This is a genomic window from Anaerotruncus colihominis, assembly GCF_010206195.1.
Taxonomy (GTDB): Bacteria; Bacillota; Clostridia; order Oscillospirales; family Ruminococcaceae; genus Anaerotruncus; species Anaerotruncus colihominis_A.
The window spans coordinates 58,178-77,467 of sequence record NZ_VIQT01000009.1; the positions used below are offsets into that span (position 1 = coordinate 58,178).

Here is a 19,290-nt window from a genome sequence, read left to right on the forward strand (position 1 = left end):
GACAGGAAGGGGCGGCGTAATTTGAATAAGCGAACAGTACTGAAAAACATGTTCCGGGACAGGGAAACCTATTTTGCCCCCGGTGTATTTGATTGTATCGGCGCCATGGCGGTCGAAAAGGCCGGCTTTCATACGGCACTGATCTCAGGCAACGCGGTATCGGCTTCAATGTTTGGCCTGCCCGACATGGGGCTGCTCACCATGTCGGAGGTGACGCAGTCGGCCTCGCATATCGCTCATTCCGTGGAGATCCCGGTGATCGCTGACGCGGACACTGGATATGGGCAGCCGCTGAACTTTATTCGCACGCTCCATGAATTTGAACGGGGCGGAATAGCGGGCATCCATCTCGAGGATCAGATCTCGCCTAAAAAGTGCGCCTATTACGGCGGGATGCATGAAGTCGTACCAAAGGAGGAGTACCTGCGTAAGCTCAAAGCGGGTATCGAAGCCAGGGAGGACCCCGATTTCTGTATCATTGCGCGGACCGACGCGCTGGTGAGCTATGGGCGCGAAACGGCTATAAGCCGTGCGAACGATTATCTGGAAGCCGGCGCTGACGCAGCGTTTGTCGTGGGATGCTCCTCCATTGAGGATGTCGAGGCTATGGCGCGGGGTGTGCATGGTCCCCTGGTGGTAAACATCAACGATACCGGCGAACTGAATCGGTATTCCCATGAGGTATTCCGTCAGTTGGGAGTAAAACTGGTCCTGTATCCGGCGACGCTGCGCTCCCTGTTCCTCAAGCAGGCGCTTGAGACGATGGATTGCCTGAATAAAGACGGGAATACACAGCAAAAGCTTGATAGCCTGGCTACGCTGACGGAATTCCAGAAACTGACGAAGGTGTCGGAGTACGAAGCGATGGAATACAAATATTCCAAATAGGCCGGTGTTTTTACAATAAGGGGAGAAAATAATGGCTACGGTTGTGGAAAAAATCTTTGCTGCCAAGGTGGGCCGTCCGGTCCAGGCGGGTGAGATTGTGGTCGTGGAGGCGGATGCCTGCATGATCCATGATGTTAACGGGCCGGCGGCGATACAAAATTTTACAGGGATTGCGGATCAGGTTCGTTCGCCAAAGAATCATCTGGTGGCGTTGGACCACTTTGCTCCATGTCCCAATGCGGCGGCGGCTACAAAACATGTACGGCTGCGCCGTTTTGCCGAAGAACAGGGCGTTGAATTGATGGATGTCTGCAAGGGTGTATGTCATCAGGCTATGCTGGAATCCGGCCGGATCCGGCCGGGGTGTATTGCAGTTGGGACGGATTCCCATTCCTGTACATATGGCGCGCTCAATGCGTTCAGTACTGGTGTGGGCGCGGCGGAGGCGGCTGTGGTGTTTGCGTGCGACCAGTGCTGGTTTAAGGTCCCGCAGACCATCCGCGTGGAGTTGGTCGGGGATTTGCCGCGCAATGTGCTTGGAAAGGATCTGGCGCTCAAGCTGCTGCAAATCCTGGGTGAATCCGGGGCTGCGTATCAGTGCGTGGAATTTGGCGGCGATGCGGTTGCACAGATCAGCTTTGACAGCCGTGTTACGTTGTGCAACATGATGATCGAGGCCGGGGCTAAGGGGGCCATCATGCCGTGCGACGATGTGACCCGCCGCTGGTTAAAGGCGCACGGCGTAACGGACGTACAGGGTGTGGAGCCGGATGCAGGGACACAATATGCACGCAATATCATACTGAATGTATCCGAAATGAGGCCGCTGGTAGCGGTGCCGCCTCATATCGACTGCGCTGTGGAAGCGAGGATGCTCAACCATATCAAAGTGGATCAGGTGGTCATCGGCTCGTGCACAAACGGCCGGTATGAGGATATCGCGCTTGCAGCACAGATTTTAAATGGAAAAAAGGTTGCGCCAGATGTGCGCCTGCTTGTATTCCCGGCTTCCATGGAGGTGGAAAGCGCCCTGAAAGCAGACGGCCTGCTGCAAATACTGGCCGAGGCGGGAGCGTCTGTATTCCCGCCGAGCTGCGGTCCTTGCGCGGGCATCCACAACGGCTTATTGGGGGACGGTGAGGTGGCGGTATCCACCACGAACCGCAACCTGACCGGCCGGATGGGAAGCAAGGCGGCGCAGATTTATATTGCGTCCCCAGTGGTGGCGGCTTATTCAGCGCTGCATGGATTTATTACGGATTGGGAGGGCTGAAGCATGACGGGAAAAGCAATCGTATTGGGCGACAATGTAAGCGGAGATCAGATCATCGGCGGCAATCGCCTCGCCGGAGTAAATAGCGAGGCGGATGCGGTGCCATATCTTTTCGAGGCATGCCGCAGCGATTTCGCATCTGTTTATAAGGAGGGGGATATTCTGGCGGCGGGAGAAAACTTCGGCTGCGGTTCCTCCCGTGAACAGATCATTCTTGTGATGCGGGCGGCTGGAATACGCTGTGTGGTCGCTCGGTCTTTCAGCCGTCATTTTTACAGAAGCGGCATCAATATGGGCGTGCTCCCACTGGAGTGCGATGCCAAAATTAGGGATGGCGACACGGTGACAGTGGATTTGGAACATAGCCGCATCCAGGTGAACGACTGTGCTCCGGTTGGCTTTACGCCTTTTCCAAAGCAGGTCTTGGGGTATATTTCTGAAGGCGGTCTGCTGAACTATTATAAAAAGCATCATACGCTGAAGTAAAAGCCAGCGGCGCGCCTGCTATGAAATGGCGAGCGCGCCGGCATCGGCTCTGGGAGCGTGAAACGGAAATGTTGCAAATTATGGTTACACTGCTGGTGGCGGCGGCGGGCGGGCTGATTGCCAAGCGGCTGCGTATTCCGGCGGGCGCGATGACCGGCGCGGTGGTCGCCGTTGTGATCTTCGGCCTTCTGACAGGGCGAAGTTTTTTCCCGGTGGAATACAAAACGTATGTTCAGTTCTTTTCAGGCGCTCTGGTAGGCGTGAAAATAACGTCGAAAGACATCTCTGATATGCGCAGAATGGTGCTGCCCGGCCTGGTACAGATTTTCAGTATGCTGCTGCTCAATACGGTATTCGGCCTGTTGATGCACTTTTTGGGCGGGTTAGATGTTTTGACAGCGTTCTTTTGCAGCGCGCCGGCCGGAATGTCGGACATGGCGCTGATCGCCGCTGATTATGGGGCGAATACCATGGATGTTTCCATTGTACAGATGCTTCGGATCGTGTGCATTGTCACATTCATGCCTACGTTTTACAGATTAATTATGAAGAAGAAAAACATTCTTCCACTGGCGCAGGGAGAGCGGCCGGCCGCGGCCGTGTCAACGAAAAAAACGGTGGGGAAACGTATGCATGCCACCGAACTTGGTTGTTTTTTTATAACGGTGGCCGTTGCCGTCACAGGCGGTCTCTTATTCCGGCAGATGGGCGTGAAGGCCGGCGCGCTGATTGGCGCGATCGTAGCGACAGCGTGCCTGTCTATTTTTACAAAGCTTGCGTATATGCCGCCTGTTGTAAAGACGGCTACGCAGATCGGCGCGGGGGCGTATGTCGGTGCGCAGATGAACGCCAGTACGCTTGGAATTTTACCAAAGCTGTTAATACCGGTGGCCATTATGCTCGTGGGGATGTTTGTATTTGTTTATTTTGCGGGTGTTGTGATGCGCAAGGTATCGCATCTGGATTGGCTCACATGTCTGTTGATCAGTACCCCGGGCGGCATACAGGAAATGTCGCTGATGGCGCAGGAGTTCGAGTGTGACAGTACGAAGGTGGCGCTATTGCATGTGGTGCGCATTATGGTGGTGATTTTTCTTTTCCCCTCATTTATCAGCGTGATGGAACGGCTTTTGTAAAAAATATAAACAAAGTGAGCGATGGGAGAAAAACCATGAAAATTGTGATCTTGGATGGTTATACGGAAAATCCGGGCGATCTTTCCTGGGCGGATCTTGAAAAACTGGGGGAACTGACGGTATATGACCGCACGCCTGTGGATGACGAGGAGGAGATCCTTCGCCGGATAGGCGATGTGCAGGTGGTGTACACCAATAAAACGCCGCTTTCTGGAAATGTAATCCGTGCGGCGGCAAACCTGAAATTTATTGGTGTTTTGGCGACGGGTTATAATGTGGTGGATGTTGCAGCCGCCCGGGAACGGAACATTCCTGTCTCAAATATCCCCACCTATGGCACGGCGGCAGTCGGACAATTTGCCATCGCCATGCTTTTGGAAATCTGCCACCATGTGGCGCATCACAGCCAAGCCGTTCATCAGGGACGGTGGGCAAGCTGCCCGGATTTCTGCTTTTGGGATTATCCACAGATTGAACTTGCAGGAAAGACCATGGGAATTATCGGATTTGGCAGAATCGGGCAGACCACAGGAAAGCTTGCCCAGGCATTAGGCATGAAGGTGCTGGCATACGACGCTCATCAAAATCCCGCTCTGGTTTCAGAGACATGCCGCTATGCGGAGCTGGACGAGCTGCTTGCCGCCTCAGACGTGATTGCACTGCACTGCCCGCTCTTTCCATCTACGGAGAGACTGATCAATCAAGCAACCATACAGAAGATGAAGGACGGCGTCATTATCCTGAACAATTCCCGCGGTCCTCTGATCGATGAGCAGGATCTTTGCGACGCGCTGAATTCCGGCAAGGTGTACGCCGTCGGGCTGGATGTAGCTTCCACAGAACCGATCCGCGCGGATAATCCGTTACTCCAAGCAAAAAACTGCATCATTACGCCGCATATTTCCTGGGCTTGCAGGGAAAGCCGCCAGCGTTTGCTGGATATTGCAGTCAGAAATCTACAGGAATTTCTCGCAGGGGAGCCTATCAACGTTGTAAACAATTGATATATGCGCCGCAATAAAAAGCACACAGGTAAACCTGTGTGCTTTTTATTGCAATTGAGAACCTCCGGCTTGTGTCAGGGAGTCCAGAAAGAACATTTTAATCAAGCGGCCCCGCGCCCGGGACGGCGCGGATGGCCAATTTTTTATAGATTATAGTAAAGCGGGTAATCGGTGTGTGTTTGCTTTTAAGCTCTCCACAGCCTGACGTTCCACCGCCAGACCGCTGCGATATTGCCTCATAAACCGGTTGAAACCCTCTACATCCTGCTGCCGGGGCTCCAAAGTAACCACAGTCTGTCCGGCAAAAACCTGGTTGTCAAGGTAGTCCTCCAGGGATTGTCCGGATTTCTTCTCTACCAGATAGGCCGCCAGCAGGGCCATACCCCAGGGACCGCCCTCTCCGGCGGTTTCCATGACAGAAACACGGGTAGCAGTGGCGGCGGCCATGATGCGCTGGCCGACCTGCGGAGTCTTAAAGAAGCCTCCGTGGCCCAACAGCCGATTAACAGCTACATGTTCCTCCGACAGAATATCCATCCCGATCTTCAGCGTGGCCAGGGCGGAGTAGAGCTGGGCCCGCATGAAGTTGGGAAAGTCCAATTGGGCCAAAGGGGTGCGAACCAATAGAGGACATCCTTCCATTAATCCGGTGATTGGTTCACCGGACAGGTAGTTATAAAGAGTCAGCCCGCCGGCATCCTCTCTGCCGGCCAGAGCTGAGTGAAACATGGCGGAGAAAACGGTGTTCATGTCAGGGGTTTGCCCCAGAGCCTCCAGGAATCCCTTGAATACCTGTGCCCAGGCGTTGATCTCATTGGTACAGTTGTTGCAATGAACCATGGCCACTGGCTGTCCGGATGGGGTGGTGACCAGGTCGATCTCAGAATAGACCTTGGATAAGGGCTTCTCCAGCACGATCATAGCAAACACGCTGGTACCCGCGGACACATTGCCGGTGCGGGGAATCACGGTGTTGGTAGCCACCATGCCGGTGCCCGCATCTCCTTCAGGGGGCGCCAGGGGGATACCGGGGGACAGAAGGCCGGTCGGATCCAAAAGCCTGGCTCCCTCCGGGGTGAGGGTTCCGGCGGACTGGCCGGCGTGGAGAAGCTGCGGCAGGATCTCCCGCAGCTTCCATGGATAGTGCTTCTCAGCTATTAGAGCTTCGAAAGCGTCTGTCATTGTCTGATCATAATCCCCGGTGCGGCTATCGATGGGGAACATACCGCTGGCCTCCCCAACTCCGATTGCCCGACAGCCGGTAAGCTTGTAATGGACGTATCCCGCCAGGGTGGTAAGGCAGCGGATATCCTTGACATGAGCCTCTCCGTTGAGGATGGCCTGATAGAGGTGGGCGATGGACCATCGTTGAGGAATGTTGAACTGGAAATGCTCCGTTAGAACTTTGGCGGCCTGTCCGGTGATGGTGTTGCGCCAGGTGCGGAAGGGGACCAGCAGTTCTCCATTCTTGTCCAGAGCTACATATCCGTGCATCATGGCAGAGAAGCCCATAGCGGCCATGGAAGTAAGTTCCACACCGTATTGGGCGGACACATTGCCGCGCAGCTTGGCATAAGCCCTCTGGAGTCCTGTCCATACATCCTCCATGCGGTAGGACCATATACCACCCTCCAACCGATTCTCCCAGCCATGCTCGCCCGAGGCCACAGGGGAGTGGTCAGATCCAATTAATACGGCTTTGATACGGGTAGAACCCAACTCGATACCCAGGCAACAGCGGCCTTGGGCGATATCTTTTGTGACATTCATGGAAACAGGCCTCCTTTTAGATGTTTTTTCATAGACTGCGGAGCAATCTGTGAAAATTGACCATCCGCGCTGTCCTCAACACGGGGCCGTCTGATTTAAATGCATCTGCCCGCAGAGCGGGCAGATGCGCAAAAAAACAGTTGTGAAACAACTGTTTTTTTATTCCTCTGCGATGTTGCGTACACTGCTGCGCTCCTTCAAACTGGGGGAGTACACGATGCGGAAACGGCGGCCTAGCAGGTTGCCCTGCCGCTGCAAAAAGATGTCGGCGGCGGAGAGTCCCATAGCCACCGGGTCACAGCTGATGGTGGTCAGATCCAACCCTTCCTCGTCTACCAAGTCGGAGTCATCAAAGCATAAAATGCTGTAGTCTTCGGGCACCCGCCGTCCCGCGTCCCGCAGACGGCGTACCATTCCTGCGGCCATATAGTCGTTGCCCACAAATACAGCGGTGCAGGGTTTTTCTTGAGCCAACAGCCAGTCGGCAAATTTTCGTCCGCTCTCCCGGGTGTTGTCCCCATATACCATATCCAGGCTAGAAAAGGACAGGCCGTAGGTTTGCAGCCCCTCTGAGAACCCCCGGCAGCGATCAGATGCAGTCCCAGACCCTTTTACTCCAGTGAGCATAGCTATATGGCGGTGCCCCCGCTCCCAGAGATACTGGGCTGCCATATAGCCTCCCCGATAGTTGTCGATGCGCACCGTATCCAGATCCAAGGCGGAGATATAGCGGTTGACCAGTACAATGGGGATGGATGAGCTTTGCAGCAATTGCACGATCTCCTCCGTTGCGGTTACAGTAATCATAATAATGCCGGAATAGCCATTTTCCATGGCGCGGCGCATGGCTGCCAGTTCCCGATTGGCGTCCAGACCACAGTGGCACAGTACAACCGTATATCCCAGAGGGTCCAGCCCCTCACAGATACCCTTGACCACCTTGGAGTAAAAGTAATTTGAAATGTCGCTGACAATGACAAGCACCGCCTTGGATACGAAACCCTTTCCCAGCAACATGTCATCGCCATCGGCAATACCGAGTTCCTGCATGGCGTTGCGGATCTTCTGCATGGTTTGCGGCTTTACCTTGGCGCTGTTGGTAAAGGCGCGGGAAACGGTAGCATAGGACACTCCCGCGCGTTCGGCGATGGTCTTTTGAAGAATGATCATGGCAATTTTGCTCCCGCCTGTATTTTACTTCTCTATCATAAATTCTCCTTTTCAAAAAAGCAAGGTAATTTTCATGAAATTTCTGAAATTTATGAAATTAGATAGACGGTTTTTGGAGTATATGATATATTCATGATGTCATTGCAGTAGAATTTTGTTGAATTAAGAGGATGTATTCAAAATATTCTCACCTCACTGCATGGCATGAAATGATTTCCTGTGAAGAATCGCACCACTTACACACCCTATTGTTGCAGTTGAAAAGGAGGAATTCAAACATGAAATGGAATCGGATTTTGGCCTTGGGTATGGGTGCAGCTCTCTCCCTGTCTCTGCTGGCCGGCTGCGGCTCTGGAGGCGATATTTCCAGCAGTGATGCGCAGGAGGGGGGATTTCCCGAATTGAACATCTCTCTGGCCCACTCCGCCGCAACCAGCCATGCGCATAATACTGCCGCCCAGACGTTTGCCGATATTGTCTCGGAACAGACCGGCGGGAAGGTCACAGTCACCATCTATCCCGCCAGCGAACTGGGGGATCAGCCCGCTCTCATCGAGAGCTGTTATACCGATGGCGATGTGAATATGGTCATCGCCTCCCAAAGCAATATGGCCACCTATATGCCAAAACTTAACGCCTTGGCCGCTCCATTCCTCTTTGACAGCTACGACCATGCCCATAAGGTCATGGACGACTATGTGTTGAACTGGATTAATGAGGATGTGGGAACGCAGATGAATATGCATGCCCTGGCCATGTTTGACTATGGTTTCCGCCATGTTACGACCAACGACATTGCAGTCAACTCTGCTGACGACTTGGATAGCGTCAAGATCAGGGTTCCCGGATCCGCCGGACTTCTGGCCACCTTTGATGCGCTTGGATGCAACACACAGACCATCGCCTATTCCGAGCTGTACCAGTCCTTAAAACAGGGGGTGGTGGCGGCTGAGGAAAACCCCGTGGCCACCATTTTAGCTGATTCCTACTTCGAGTGCCAAAACCAGTTGGCCCTCACCGGCCACTTCTTTGACGTACAAACCTTGCTGATAAACAAGTCGCTGTGGGAGTCGATGAGTCCCGAACTTCAGCAAATTATTCAGAATGCCGCTCTGGAAGCGCAGCAAGTAACTCGGACTCTCATTGCTGACGGCGAGGATGCAGATATAGAGACATTGAAAAATAAGGGCATGAATGTGACCACCCCGGATAAGCAGTCTTTTATAGATAAGATGGCCCCAGCCTATGAGGAAATAGCCTCCTTGTGCGGCCAGGATGAACTGGATAACCTGATGGCCGCTGTGAAAGCCGCTTCAGAGAGCGCTTGAATCACAGGTAAAAGGCCCTCAGCGCCATTTGCCGCCGGTGCGGCACCTTCACGGCTGAAAGGAGAGTGAGATTACCATCATGATCATGTTTATTATGTTTATTGCGGTACTGGCGGTGCTGTTCATTGGCGTATCCACCGCATGCAGTATGGCCTTGGTCTCCGTAGGCGCCTATTTTTCCCTGGGAGAGGCCACGATGTCCAATATGATGTCTCTGCCACAGGGGATGTTTAACCAGGTCAGCGGCATTACCTTGATGTCCATTCCATTTTTTTTGCTCATGGGTAACTTTATGAACGCCGGCGGTATTTCCCAAGACCTGTTTGGGTTTGCCCGGGCCTGCCTGGGCCATCGTTGGGGCGGCTTGGCTAACGCTGCCATTGTCTCCTGTATGGTTATGTCCGCGATGTCTGGCTCGGCCGCCGCGGTGGCTGCCGGTATCGGCATGATCGCCATTTCCGAGATGCGCAAGACAGGATATGAACAGCCCTTTTCCTGCGCTACCATCGCTGCCTCGGGCGGTCTGGGACCTATCATTCCTCCCAGCATCACCATGATCCTGTTTGCCAGCATGATTTCAGATCCCAAGGTGGGGGTTTCCGTAAACGATCTGTTTATGGGCGGGGCCATCCCTGGGGTGATTATCGGCGCCATGTTTATCGCTTATGCCAGCTACACCTGTAAAAAGAGAAATTTTGGTAAAGTATCCGCTGTCCCGATGAAGGAACGCCTGCGCTACTTTGGCAAGGCCATTTGGGCGCTGTTTACTCCCGTAATCGTGCTGGGCGGCATGTTCGGCGGCTTGTTTACTGCCACAGAGGCCGCTGCGGTAGCGGCTCTGTATGCTGCCTTGCTGGGAATATTCAAGTATCGCAAAATCAAACTGAAGGATTTTCCCCATATCTTTTGGATTACCGCCAAATCCTCTGCACAAATCATGTTCGTCATTGCCACCGCTTCTTTTTTCCAATACGTCCTGTTGCGCACCCGCATCCCCCAGCAGGCGGTAAGCGCCATTGTCAGTGTTTTTGGCAGCATTGTTCCTGTTTTGCTTATCATTATTTTAATGCTGGTCATTATGGGTTGCTTTATGGAGGGCACCGCTATTTTGATGATCACTGTCCCCATTTTTGTCCCTCTGGCCCAGGCGTATAACTACAGCATTATTCAACTGGCTGTAGTCATGTGCATCTCGCTGTCTGTAGGCGTGATTACTCCTCCCGTGGGTTTAAACTTGTATGTCCTGTCCAGTATTACCGGGGAGAAGGTTATGCGAATCGCCAAAGAAGCGGTCCCTTTTGTGCTTATTATGATCACGGTGGCCCTGTTGGCCGCTTTTATCAGCCCGCTATCCCTGTTCCTGCCCGGTTTGGGTTCTGTGTAAGGAGGATTCCCGCATGAAGTACTGGAATAAATTTGAGAACATTGTGGGCGTCCTGATGCGGGGTGTTGCCTCCGTTTGTTTGGGGGTCGTGTTCGCACTGTTTATCCTAAACATTTCTACCCGCTTGCCATTTATCACCTACAACCCCAAATGGATTGATGAGACGATCCAGTTTTTTCTGGTTTGGATGATTTTCCTGGGTTCGGCAGAGCTGGTCCGTACCAGAGGCCATTTTGTGGTGGATATTCTCACTGACCACTTCCACGGCACCGTTGCCGGGCGGGTAATGGCAGTCATTTCCACCGCTCTGATGCTGGCGACCTATACCGTGATCTTCTACTTTGGCGTACGCCTTTGTATGAAATCTGATGCTGCCATGTACACCCTGCACTTTATGAAGAAAAGCTATTTCTACTCTTGCGTCCCGGTTTCCTCCTTCTTTATGGCGCTCTTTACCATCCGGGATCTGATTTTCAGTGTCATGGACATTGTTACCCACGGCGCGGTCACGCGCCGGCTGGATGCAGAAAAGGCCGAGGCCATGAAGCAGGATGATGACGCTAAGGCGATTGCTGAAGCCGCTGAGGCTCTTCAGCAGGAAGAGAACCCTCCCGAGTAAGCTTTGGCGCGGGCTTCCGCGCCGCTAAATGAATAAACTAAAAAGGAAACAGTTGAACTATGAAACTTGATCACATTCGTGAAAAAATGGAATCTGGACAGTTGTGCTTTGGCACTCACTGTTCCACTACGGAACCTTGGTACTATGAAATGTGCGGCTTTTTAGGCTATGATTATGTATGGATTGATAACGAACATGCAGGCATGACCATGCCAATGGTGCAAAATGCTATCGTGGCTACCAATGCCGGCGGCTGCGCAGCCTTTGTCCGGGTGCAGAATCATGACATTTCCAACGCCAAGCCTGTACTGGAGGTGGGGACGGACGGTATCATTTTCCCAATGGTAAATACGCCCCAGGAGGCGGAGCATTGTGTTTCTATATGTACTTACCCGCTCCGGGGAGTAAGGGGGTTTGGCCCCCTGCGTGCCATTCAGTACGGCAATATGCCCCTGGAGAAATATCTGGCCCAGGCCGACCGCAGCGTGTTGAAGCTGCTCCAGTGTGAACATGTGGACGGCGTTAACCGCCTGGATGAAATCCTGGAGGTCCCCGGGGTGGATGGAATCATCTGTGGTCCCATGGATTTATCCGCCTCCATCGGTAAGATGGGGCGGCTCACCGACCCCGAGGTAGTAGGGCTGATGCAAAAGATCATTGATACCTGCAAGGCCCACCATGTCCCCTTCGGTATATCCATTGGCGTCAATTATGACTTGATCAAGTTTTGGATTGATCAGGGCGCTACCTTTGCTTCCATGGGCACTCCCGCCGACTATTTTTGGTGTATGAGCCAGCAGGCGGTAACAAAGGCACGGACGTTCGAAGCCCAGCGCAACCAATAACTTGGTTTTTTGTATCCTTGTTTTGAAGACAGAGATACGGTCTGGAGATCTTAATAAACCTGATAAATCTGCTGAAATAAAAAAAGGAGATACCGCTATTCTCTGTGATCTCTCTATAACCAGAGACTGGACGGATCTGCTTACTCGGCAGCACATTGGTATCAACATCTCTATTGAGCGGATATCGGAATTGATTTGATTATAAATCATCAAGAAATGCCTACTGGTCAAACCAGCAGGCATTTCTTGAAACCTGGGATTTTCCCGGCAAGACAGGTTCTCAAGAATGCTTGCAACCAGCCTGGCTATTCGTGTGACCAAGCGGCATGGTAAAAAGGAGCGTATCTTGACAGGGGTAATAAAGATGTGTGCATGTAGAGTCGTTTCTGGGGCAGTATGGGGGAACGGAGACCTTAATCCTGAAAATCTAGAATCGGAAAAGGCATTGGGTTACTTGAAATCATAATAACAAAAAGAACACTTTCACTGTGAAGGGTGTTAATGCCGGCCTGCGTCACTGCACCCTTACCCTTGCCCGCAGCAGCACATGTAGAAAATCTGGCTGCTGTTCTCTTTGTTTTTGTTCATGCCTATAATCGTTTTGGTGTTGAAAAATCCCGCTTTTTCCCGCTGCCCTGATTCTTCTCATCCTTTCCCCACCTTCGATTCTCTTTGACTCCTTGTCGGGGCATTCCCTTGCCAAATATGGGCTTGATTTTCTCCCAATGCCCATGTTAGAATACCTCTGAGGATTGAAACACACTCAGCAACAAAGCAGGGAGGAAATACCATGAAAAAACGCATTCTGGTGGTGGATGACGACCCCATGAATCTGGCGCGGACAAAGTGGATCCTGGACAACGAGTACGAGGTGCTTTTGGTGGATTCCGGGATAAAGGCGCTGGATAAGTTAGAGCGAGAGAAGGTTGATCTGGTCCTTCTGGATATTGAGATGCCGGAGATGAACGGCTTTGAGACTTTCGAGCGCATGAAGAATGTCGCCGCCGATGTGCCTGTGATCTTCTTAACGGCATCCGGGCTGGAGGATGACGTTGTAAGTGCCATCAAGCTGGGCGCGGTGAACTATCTGATCAAGCCCTTCGTGCCACATGATCTGCTCAAGCGAGTCGCTCAGGAGCTTGCAAAGCGATGAGGGTGGGAGATCTGACAAGCAGGCACCTGCTGCTTGCTGTCATCACTACGGTATTCAGTTCAATTCTGGTGCTGGTTACGGTGGTCATGGCATGGGAGCTCTGGATGGTCCCGCTGATAATGGCGGGATGCTTCTGTGTATGGATCCTGCACATTGCAAGGGCCGCTTCAGATAGGTTCTACGAGCATCTGTGCGCTGGACTGCTGTTGACAGAGTTCTTTTTCTTTGGCGTACATGAGACCAGCCTTTTCGACATACCCGCCGTGGCCTGCGTCCTGATCCTGACCCTGTTTATGCTCAATAAAAAATGGATTCTGCATGTGATCATATCCCTGTATGTGTTGGAGTTGTTGTATCATGGGCTGATCCTCCATACCATCTCCTATCAACTGGAGCCCCAGGAGGTATTCCGCCTGGGGCTTGGTGTTGTGGTGACCTTTAGTGCGGCGGTGCTTGCGGGATATTGGATCAACCAGCGCAGAGCGCAGCGAAAATGGTATGAAAGTGTCTTTGCGGAACTGGAGACAGCAGGGAAGCAGAACGCCGTCTTTCTGTCTAATATATCCCATGAGCTCCGCACACCGATTAACATGGTCATCGGAATCAGTGAGGTAGCCCTTGGTAAGGCTCTGTCCCCGGAGATCCGGGCGGATATGTCCTCCATCAAGCTGGCAGGAAAGCGCTTGTCCAACCAGATTAACAATATGCTGGACTACACGGAGATCGTGGAGGGGTCGCTGACGCCGGCAAAGGAGGACTATATGATTACATCGGTGCTCAACGATGTGATCACGATGACCGCGTTGCAGACCAACCGTCAGCACCTGGAGCTGGTGTTTGATATTGATCCAAAGGTGCCGGCTGTCCTCACGGGGGACGCTGAGAAAATCTCTCATGTGCTCAAGATTCTGGTGGAGAACTCCATCAAATTCACGGAGGAAGGCGGCGTCAACGTCCGCATCGGATTCCGGCGGGAGGAGTATGGCATCAATCTCATTATTAACATCTGCGATACTGGCATTGGCATGACGGACTCCCAGCTGACACAGATGTATAATGTCTTTTACCAAGCGGACTCCGGCAGTAGCCGTCTCGCGGGAGGGCTGGGGCTGGGGCTGCCCATCGCCCGGGGACTGCTGAACGCCATGGGCGGCTTCATTCATTTTGACGGCAAAGAACAGCAGGGCCTGCACGCCCATATTGTGATTCCCCAGGGCGTCACGGACGAACGGCCCTGTATCATGCTTAACCACCCGGAGCAGCTCTGCATCGCATGCTATTTCCGGCCTGAGAAGTACAGCTGCGACGAGGTCCGGGGATACTATGACGGGTTGATTCTGAATTTGATGGAGGGGCTTGGTATCCAGGGGTACCAGGTGCACAATTTCGAGGGCCTGCTCAAGGTGAAGCGCAGCCACGCTTTGACCCATGTGTTTATTGTCCAGGAGGAATATGTGGAGAACCAGGCATATTATGAGGGCCTGGCGGATACAATCCGGGTTGTCGTAATTGCGGAGAGGGAGTTTACTCTGGACAGCGGCAGCCAGCTGCTGATTATACATAAGCCTTTTTCTGCTCTCTCTGTGGCCAACCTGCTCAATGGCGAGCTCGGGGAGCGGGGCTTTGTGGAGGATCAGGCCGCAGGCCGGAAGCCCTTTACCTGTGTTGGAGTGCGGGCCTTGGCGGTGGACGACGAGGAGATGAATCTCGTGGTGGCGAAGGGTGTCCTGGGAAGCTACGGGATTGAGGTGGATACCTGTTTAAGCGGCAGAGAGGCCATAGAGCGGTGCGGCAGTTCATCCTATGACATCATTTTCCTAGACCATATGATGCCGGGATTTGACGGCGTGGAGACGCTGAAAAGGATCCGCGAGCTCCAGAATGAGATCTATCGCGATTTGCCAATGATCGCGCTGACAGCAAACACAGTTAGCGGCGCAAGGGAGATGTTCCGCAGCGAGGGATTCACGGAATTCGTACCAAAGCCCATTGATCGCACTGTTTTAGAGCGGGTGCTGCGCAGGGTCCTGCCCAAGAGCTGTATCCGGTACAGTGCGCGGCCCACAGTAGACGCAGGCGCTGCCCCTGTAGAGCAGGAGCCGCAAGCGACGGTCGAACAGACCGGGCCGGCGGAACACGCCGCGATGCCCGAGACGGCCGGCCGGCCGGAGATGTCTCCGGCAGACGGCTCAGCGATTCCCTGTGACCAGCTTGTACAGGTGGGCGTTAATGTGGAGCTCGGTCTGAATTATTGCGGCGGGGAAGAAAATTTTTACCGTGAAATGTTGCAGATGTTTTTGGCCCAGAGCAAGGAGAAGCTGGCGGAGCTCGTCTCCCTGTATGAGAGCGCTAATTGGGCGGACTATACGGTCAAGGCTCATGCGCTGAAGAGCACGTCTCTGACCATCGGTGCGGAAAAGCTCTCCGCACAGGCAAAGGAACTGGAGCTGGCCGGGAAAAGAGACGACATCGACTTTATCAAGGAGCACCACGCTGAGGTGATGAGCGCGTATGAGGAGCTCTGTACGCACCTCGCCGCGCTGTAACGCGCCGCGCCGTTCTTTCAAAAACCATATTTTGAGGGGTGGAGGACTACGTGATAAAAAAATGGTTTGAGATCATCACCGATCACAGGACCAGTCTGCGTGAACGCATGTTCCGTATTGTAACTGGTATCTGCATGATCGCGCTGATATTTACTCTGCCTATGGGCAGAAGTATTTTGAATATCGTGCTGCTGATCGTGGGCCTTGTCGCAATGTCGCTTATTACAAAATTCAGCATCCAGAAAGGGCGCATCCAAACGGGGGCTACAGCGATTGCGGTACTGCTGCTTTCGCTGTTTCCCATCACCTTTTTTTCTGCGGGCGGATTTTACAGCGGTGTGCCGGAGTGGTTTGTCCTGTGCTTTATTTACGTCTGCATTACCCTGCAGGGAAGGCGCATGATCGTGTTTTTCGGGCTGTGCACGGCGGAGACCCTGCTTTGTTACGGCATTGCCTTTTATTACCCAGATGTCGCTGTGCAAAACCCTCACGCCAACACCTTCTTTGATTCCGCCCTTTCCATGATTATGGTTGGGCTGCTTACCAGCGTGCTGCTCATGTTCCTGAACAGGATGTATGAGGAGGAAAACGCCATCTCCCAGCAGCAGAAGAAGGAGATTGAGGAGCTGAACCGGGCGGAGAACCACTTCTTTTCCAGTATGAGCCATGAGATCCGCACGCCGATCAATACGATCATCGGTCTCAATGAGATTATTCTGCGGGAGGCTATCTCAAAGGATGTGGCAGAGAACGCGCGGAATATCCAGGGGGCCAGCAAGCTCCTGCTGACTCTGATCAACGACACGCTGGACCTCTCCAAGATCAAATCCGGAAAGATGGAGATCATTAACGTCTCCTATGAAACGGGCGCGCTCTTTTCCGAACTGGTCAATATGATATGGATTAAGGCAAAGGAAAAAGGCCTGGAGTTTAAACTGCAGGTGGACCCTTCCATTCCCAGTATGCTCTGCGGAGATGAGGTGCGCATCAAGCAGATCCTAATCAATCTGCTCAATAACGCGGTGAAGTACACCAGCGAGGGCTCTGTCACACTCTCCATCCGATGCGAGCGCCAGACGGTCAACAGGGTGCGGGTCTGGTATTCCGTGGAGGACACCGGGCAGGGGGTAAAGAAGGAGAATATTCCCTACATCTTCAACGCGTTCCGGCGGGTGGATGAAGAAAAGAACCGCTACATTGAGGGGACTGGGCTGGGGTTGAGCATCGTTCGGCAGCTGGTGGAGCTGATGGGCGGCGAGATCAGTGTAAACAGCGTCTATACCAAGGGCTCAAAATTTGTTGTTACGCTGGATCAGGATATTATTGACGAAAAAGAGCTTGGCACGTTTACGCTGGCCTCCCGCGCAAGAGTCCATGAGGGCGAGACGTATCAGCAGAGCTTTGAGGCGCCGGACGCCCACATCCTCGTGGTGGACGACAACGATATGAACCTGATGGTGGTCAGCAAGCTTCTGGGGGAGACAAAAATCCAGATTGACACGGCTGCGAACGGGATTGAATGTCTGCAGCTGACCCAGAACCACCACTACGACTGCATTCTCATGGACCACCTGATGCCGGGGATGGATGGAATCGAGTGCCTCCACGCGCTGCGGGTGCAGCCGGGCGGCCTTTGTCAGAATGTGCCTGTGGTGGCTCTGACCGCCAACGCAGGCAGCGATAACCAGCTCCTCTACCGGAAAGAGGGCTTCAGCGGCTATCTGGCCAAGCCGGTCAGCGGAGCTCTGCTGGAGGCGGCTGTGCTGAGCATTCTCCCCAAGGAGCTGGTGCAGATCAACGAAGAGGCAACGCAGTCGGACATCGATAAGGATATGCTGATTTTTGAGCAGGTAAAAAGACGCTTTATCATGGTTACAACAGACAGTGTGTGCGATCTCCCCGAGTCTCTCAGAAAGGAATTTGACATTTCCATTTGTCCATACTACGTCTGTACGGATGAGGGCCGGTTCTTGGATGACCTGGAGCTGAAGACGGATGAGCTGCTGATGCACATTATCGAAGGACGGAATGGATATTCCCAGCCGCCTGAGGTAGAGGACTATGAGCGCTTCTTTGCGGAGAAGCTGACAGAGGCGCAGAACGTGATTCATATTGCGATGGCAAAGCATGTCAGCGCAGGGTATCAGAATGCGCTTGAAGCGGCAAAATCCTTTGAAAACGTCACAGTGGTTGACTCCGGGCATCTTTCCAGCGGTATGGGGCTGACAGTGCTGTGTGCAGCTTATATGGCGGAGCATCACGCAGCAAAAGCCGACATCGTGGAGGCTGTGAAGCGGATGAGGCGGTTTATTTCTTCCGCATTTATCATAAACAGCACCCATATGATGTGCCAGTCCGGGCGCATATCAAAGAGGGTACAGATCCTCTGCGATGCGCTGCTGCTGCACCCGATCCTTGTGCTGAAAAAGAGTAAGATGACAGTAGGCGGCATGGTGATGGGCAGTTTTTCCCACGCTGCCAAAAAATATATCCGACGTACGCTTCAGGATACCAGAAATATCGACCGGCGCATCCTGTTCATCACATATTCCGGGATGGATGAGAGCCAGCTTCAGCATATTCAGAATCTGGTGCAGCAATATTGTCCCTTTGAACGGGTTTATCTGCAAAAGGCATCCTCCGCCATTGCAAGTAACTGCGGTCCCGAATCCTTTGGCCTGATGTTTATGAGAAGAGATGATACCGCACGGCCCTTTTTCCAGATGGCGGACCAGTGATGGGGCTGCATATCGCCCCCTGTTCGCCTATGAACGTCCCCGATAAATAGGCCGTAGGCCACTAACAGGCTGTTCTGGGTATCAGGGTATGGTTTGTTGCTATCAGCACTCAAGAATGAGGGTTGAATGTTGCTTGCAATGGTGGTATACTTGGCTCGTGCCAATTTCACAAATCGGGATTTGTCAACCAGCGGCGGGGGAGATGAAAATATGTCAGTAGTTACGTCCTTAGGGTTAGGTAAAACAATGGAAAAGAAACTCCATTCAGTTGGTATTCATTCTGCTGAGGAATTAACGAAACTTGGCAGTAAGCATGCTGTTTTTCGGCTCAAAGAATTATATCCAAATACTTGTGTTGTCATCCTTTATCACTTGGAAGCCGCTATCCGTGGAGTCGAAATTAAGCAGCTTGATGATAATTGTAAAGCAGAATTGAAAGCTTATTTTAAGCAACTATAAATTCCAGTTTGCCGGGGGGGATTTCATCTCTATGATGAAATCCCCCTTGATAAATGTTCTCCTGGAAAACGCGGATGAGCAGTTGGTCTGCTTGGTGTTCGCGGCAAGCTATGTAGTCACATATGATGAATCGAGCAATACCAGGTTCTATTACATCTGTTTTGACAGAGAACAAGGAGCTTATGAAAAAGAGCCTTCCGAAGTTTACAGACGAGCAGAGTGCAAGCCGTTTGGTTAATTTTGAGGAAAGAGCATGGCTCAATATACCAAATACCAAACACGAATATCAGTCAGTCGGTTCTGCTCAATGCGTCACATATCTGCTAATTCAGGCTGATAAAAATACTGTCAGTAAATTTTATACAGGTAGAAACTCTGAGGAATAAAGATCGCGGTGGCTACAGAAGCACGGAAGGTCATGGTATTGCTTGGAGAGGTCTTGTGTAGTATAATATTAATTTATCCGGAATGTGAATCCTAGGGTCTATCCG

16 protein-coding genes are annotated in these 19,290 nt (G+C 52.5%); 14 read left to right on the forward strand and 2 right to left on the reverse strand.

The annotated features are described in order from the left end of the window. Positions 1-21 precede the first annotated feature (21 nt). Genes FMM72_RS04460 through FMM72_RS04480 form a run of 5 tightly spaced genes read left to right on the forward strand, consistent with a single transcriptional unit; the run spans position 22 to position 4,787 of the window. The gene (locus tag FMM72_RS04460) at positions 22-888 is read left to right on the forward strand and encodes an isocitrate lyase/PEP mutase family protein (RefSeq protein ID WP_162220729.1); all 867 of its coding nucleotides are present in this window, start codon (positions 22-24) and stop codon (positions 886-888) included. Between the two features lie 31 nt (positions 889-919). Next, entirely contained in the window at positions 920-2,161 is a 1,242-nt protein-coding gene (locus FMM72_RS04465) for a 3-isopropylmalate dehydratase large subunit (RefSeq protein ID WP_162220730.1), read from the forward strand. 3 nt (positions 2,162-2,164) lie between these two features. Further along, positions 2,165-2,647, forward strand: a complete 483-nt coding sequence (leuD, locus tag FMM72_RS04470) for a 3-isopropylmalate dehydratase (RefSeq protein ID WP_162220731.1) — start codon at positions 2,165-2,167, stop codon at positions 2,645-2,647. Between the two features lie 20 nt (positions 2,648-2,667). Beyond that, complete coding sequence (locus FMM72_RS04475) at positions 2,668-3,783, forward strand: AbrB family transcriptional regulator (RefSeq protein WP_257431914.1); 1,116 nt, start codon at positions 2,668-2,670, stop codon at positions 3,781-3,783. A gap of 35 nt (positions 3,784-3,818) precedes the next feature. Next, a complete protein-coding gene (locus tag FMM72_RS04480; RefSeq protein WP_162220733.1) occupies positions 3,819-4,787 on the forward strand; it encodes a D-2-hydroxyacid dehydrogenase in 969 nt (322 codons plus the stop codon). Positions 4,788-4,937: 150 nt separating this feature from the next. On the opposite strand, the gene FMM72_RS04485 is transcribed toward FMM72_RS04480, so the two are convergent. Next, positions 4,938-6,557 carry a xylulokinase gene (locus FMM72_RS04485; RefSeq protein WP_162220734.1) on the reverse strand — a complete coding sequence of 540 codons (1,620 nt, stop codon included), beginning with the start codon at positions 6,555-6,557 and terminating at the stop codon, positions 4,938-4,940. Between the two features lie 159 nt (positions 6,558-6,716). Next, entirely contained in the window at positions 6,717-7,727 is a 1,011-nt protein-coding gene (locus FMM72_RS04490) for a LacI family DNA-binding transcriptional regulator (RefSeq protein WP_162220735.1), read from the reverse strand. Between the two features lie 278 nt (positions 7,728-8,005). Here FMM72_RS04490 and FMM72_RS04495 point away from each other — a divergent pair, with 278 nt between their 5' ends. The 9 genes from FMM72_RS04495 to FMM72_RS04535 all read left to right on the forward strand — a co-directional run bounded on the left by FMM72_RS04495 (position 8,006) and on the right by FMM72_RS04535 (position 19,037). Further along, the gene (locus FMM72_RS04495) at positions 8,006-9,055 is read left to right on the forward strand and encodes a TRAP transporter substrate-binding protein (protein ID WP_243157728.1); all 1,050 of its coding nucleotides are present in this window, start codon (positions 8,006-8,008) and stop codon (positions 9,053-9,055) included. Positions 9,056-9,134: 79 nt separating this feature from the next. Further along, the gene (locus FMM72_RS04500; protein ID WP_160208317.1) at positions 9,135-10,439 is read left to right on the forward strand and encodes a TRAP transporter large permease; all 1,305 of its coding nucleotides are present in this window, start codon (positions 9,135-9,137) and stop codon (positions 10,437-10,439) included. A gap of 13 nt (positions 10,440-10,452) precedes the next feature. Further along, a complete protein-coding gene (locus tag FMM72_RS04505; RefSeq protein ID WP_160208318.1) occupies positions 10,453-11,058 on the forward strand; it encodes a TRAP transporter small permease in 606 nt (201 codons plus the stop codon). Between the two features lie 59 nt (positions 11,059-11,117). Beyond that, positions 11,118-11,903 carry an HpcH/HpaI aldolase family protein gene (locus tag FMM72_RS04510; protein WP_160208319.1) on the forward strand — a complete coding sequence of 262 codons (786 nt, stop codon included), beginning with the start codon at positions 11,118-11,120 and terminating at the stop codon, positions 11,901-11,903. 790 nt (positions 11,904-12,693) lie between these two features. After that, positions 12,694-13,056, forward strand: coding sequence for a response regulator (locus tag FMM72_RS04515; RefSeq protein WP_162220736.1), 363 nt, complete (start codon positions 12,694-12,696; stop codon positions 13,054-13,056). Beyond that, positions 13,053-15,602 carry a hybrid sensor histidine kinase/response regulator gene (locus tag FMM72_RS04520; protein ID WP_162220737.1) on the forward strand — a complete coding sequence of 850 codons (2,550 nt, stop codon included), beginning with the start codon at positions 13,053-13,055 and terminating at the stop codon, positions 15,600-15,602. Before FMM72_RS04515 ends, FMM72_RS04520 begins: the two co-directional genes overlap by 4 nt. A 50-nt stretch (positions 15,603-15,652) precedes the next feature. Continuing rightward, on the forward strand, positions 15,653-18,340 hold the full coding sequence (locus tag FMM72_RS04525; RefSeq protein ID WP_162220738.1) for a DegV family protein: 2,688 nt from the start codon (positions 15,653-15,655) through the stop codon (positions 18,338-18,340). Between the two features lie 126 nt (positions 18,341-18,466). After that, positions 18,467-18,799: a TfoX/Sxy family DNA transformation protein gene (locus FMM72_RS04530; RefSeq protein ID WP_243157729.1), complete on the forward strand. Its 333-nt coding sequence runs from the start codon at positions 18,467-18,469 to the stop codon at positions 18,797-18,799. Positions 18,800-18,830: 31 nt separating this feature from the next. Beyond that, positions 18,831-19,037, forward strand: coding sequence for a hypothetical protein (locus FMM72_RS04535; RefSeq protein ID WP_160208320.1), 207 nt, complete (start codon positions 18,831-18,833; stop codon positions 19,035-19,037). Positions 19,038-19,290: the final 253 nt, after the last annotated feature.

Excerpts from the sequence above, each read along its gene's own strand:
- FMM72_RS04475 (WP_257431914.1), top strand. The coding sequence starts at position 2,668 with ATGAAATGGCGAGCGCGCCGGCATCGGCTCTGGGAGCGTGAAACGGAA.
- leuD (WP_162220731.1), top strand. The coding sequence starts at position 2,165 with ATGACGGGAAAAGCAATCGTATTGGGCGACAATGTAAGCGGAGATCAG.
- FMM72_RS04480 (WP_162220733.1), top strand. The coding sequence starts at position 3,819 with ATGAAAATTGTGATCTTGGATGGTTATACGGAAAATCCGGGCGATCTT.
- FMM72_RS04490 (WP_162220735.1), bottom strand. The coding sequence starts at position 7,727 with ATGATCATTCTTCAAAAGACCATCGCCGAACGCGCGGGAGTGTCCTAT.
- FMM72_RS04500 (WP_160208317.1), top strand. The coding sequence starts at position 9,135 with ATGATCATGTTTATTATGTTTATTGCGGTACTGGCGGTGCTGTTCATT.
- FMM72_RS04535 (WP_160208320.1), top strand. The coding sequence starts at position 18,831 with ATGATGAAATCCCCCTTGATAAATGTTCTCCTGGAAAACGCGGATGAG.
- FMM72_RS04505 (WP_160208318.1), top strand. The coding sequence starts at position 10,453 with ATGAAGTACTGGAATAAATTTGAGAACATTGTGGGCGTCCTGATGCGG.
- FMM72_RS04530 (WP_243157729.1), top strand. The coding sequence starts at position 18,467 with ATGTTGCTTGCAATGGTGGTATACTTGGCTCGTGCCAATTTCACAAAT.
- FMM72_RS04485 (WP_162220734.1), bottom strand. The coding sequence starts at position 6,557 with ATGAATGTCACAAAAGATATCGCCCAAGGCCGCTGTTGCCTGGGTATC.
- FMM72_RS04510 (WP_160208319.1), top strand. The coding sequence starts at position 11,118 with ATGAAACTTGATCACATTCGTGAAAAAATGGAATCTGGACAGTTGTGC.
- FMM72_RS04495 (WP_243157728.1), top strand. The coding sequence starts at position 8,006 with ATGAAATGGAATCGGATTTTGGCCTTGGGTATGGGTGCAGCTCTCTCC.
- FMM72_RS04465 (WP_162220730.1), top strand. The coding sequence starts at position 920 with ATGGCTACGGTTGTGGAAAAAATCTTTGCTGCCAAGGTGGGCCGTCCG.
- FMM72_RS04520 (WP_162220737.1), top strand. The coding sequence starts at position 13,053 with ATGAGGGTGGGAGATCTGACAAGCAGGCACCTGCTGCTTGCTGTCATC.
- FMM72_RS04515 (WP_162220736.1), top strand. The coding sequence starts at position 12,694 with ATGAAAAAACGCATTCTGGTGGTGGATGACGACCCCATGAATCTGGCG.